The sequence below is a fragment of the Streptomyces sp. SPB074 genome (assembly GCF_000154905.1).
Taxonomy (GTDB): domain Bacteria; phylum Actinomycetota; class Actinomycetes; order Streptomycetales; family Streptomycetaceae; genus Streptomyces.
Genome location: NZ_GG770539.1, coordinates 5751965 through 5753454, shown reverse-complemented (window position 1 = coordinate 5753454; position 1490 = coordinate 5751965). Strand labels below are relative to the sequence as shown.

Annotated in this window: 1 protein-coding gene and 1 pseudogene; both read right to left on the bottom strand. The window is 75.8% G+C overall.

What is annotated here, in order from left to right:
• Positions 1–558, bottom strand: a pseudogene (locus tag SSBG_RS24355) (lysophospholipid acyltransferase family protein); the annotation flags it as partial.
• 83 nt (positions 559–641) lie between these two features.
• On the bottom strand, positions 642–1322 hold the full coding sequence (gene cmk / locus SSBG_RS24350) for a (d)CMP kinase (RefSeq protein WP_008748728.1): 681 nt from the start codon (positions 1320–1322) through the stop codon (positions 642–644).
• Between the last annotated feature and the right edge of the window lie 168 nt (positions 1323–1490).

The window sequence follows — 1490 nt, the reverse complement described above, 5'->3', positions numbered from 1 at the left end:
CGGTCGTCGCCGCGTCGAGCGCTTGCCGTGGGTGCGGCGTCCGCTGCCGTCCCCGGCCGTGAACGGCTCGCCGAAGACGAGGTCCACGCGGCTGCGCAGCGCGGGCAGCTTCCGCACGAGCCTGCCCGCCCGGTCCGTCGAGCCGAGCACGGCGACCGGCACGACCGGGGCGCCGCTGCGGACCGCGAAGTAGGCGAGTCCCGCGCGCAGCGCCGCGAAGTCGCCCTCGCCGCGCGTGCCCTCGGGGAAGATCCCGAGGACGCCCCCGGCCGCGAGGACGCCGAGTGCGCCGGTGACCGCCGCGCGGTCGGTGCCGGAGCGGTCCACGGCGAGCTGGCCGATACCCCGCAGGAAGGGGTCGAGCGGCCCGGTGAACGCTTCCTTCTTGATGAGGAAGTGCACCGGCCGGGGCGCGGTGCCCATGAGCATCGGGCCGTCGATCATGTGCGTGTGGTTGACGGCGAGTATCACCGGGCCGCTCGCCGGTACGCGCCACGCGCCGAGCACCCGGGGCCGCCACAGCGCGTTCATGAGCCCGATGCCGATGCCCCGGCCCACGGCGGCCCCGCGCTCGGAGCCCGTCCCGCTCCCGGAGCCCGTCCCGGGCCGCCCGGCCGCCGCGGCCTTCGCCGCCGCGGTGGTCACCGACCGGCCCGCTTCTCCTCGACGAGGGTCACGACGCACTCCACGACCTGCTCCAGGCTCAGCTCCGTGGTGTCCACCTCGACGGCGTCGTCCGCCTTGGCGAGCGGCGAGGTCTTGCGGCCCGAGTCGGCGGCGTCGCGCGCGACGAGCGCCTGCCGGGTCGCGGCGAGGTCGCTCGCCTCCTTGCCCTTGAGCTCGCCGCTGCGGCGAGCGGCACGGGCCTCGGGCGAGGCGGTCAGGAAGATCTTGAGGTCGGCGTCGGGCAGCACCGTCGTGCCGATGTCGCGCCCCTCGACCACGATGCCCTCGCCCGCCGCGCGGGCGATCGAGCGCTGGAGCTCGGTGATCACGTGCCGTACCTCGGGCACCGCGCTGACCGCGCTGACCTTCGAGGTGACCTCGCGGGTACGGATGGGGGCCGCGACATCGGTGCCGTCCACGGTGATGGTGGGCGCGGCCGGGTCGGTGCCCGAGACGATGCCGGGCTTGCCCGCGGCGGCGGCGATCGCGGCCGGGTCCGCGACGTCCACGCCGTTGCGCAGCATCCACCAGGTGATCGCCCGGTACTGGGCGCCGGTGTCGAGATAGCTCAGCCCCAGCTTGGCGGCGACCGCCTTCGACGTGCTGGACTTCCCCGTCCCGGAGGGGCCGTCAATGGCAACGATCACGGATTCCACGGTGGACCTTTCGCGGGGGCGGCGGTTGGGCTGAATGGCGGACCCCTAGATTACCGGGGCGCTGCGGGTCGTCGGGTACGCGGCCCGCGCCGCCCCGCGCCACCGCCCCCGCACCGGCCCGCGCCGCGCCCTCGTACCGGCCCGCGCTGCCGCTCCCGTACCGCCCAG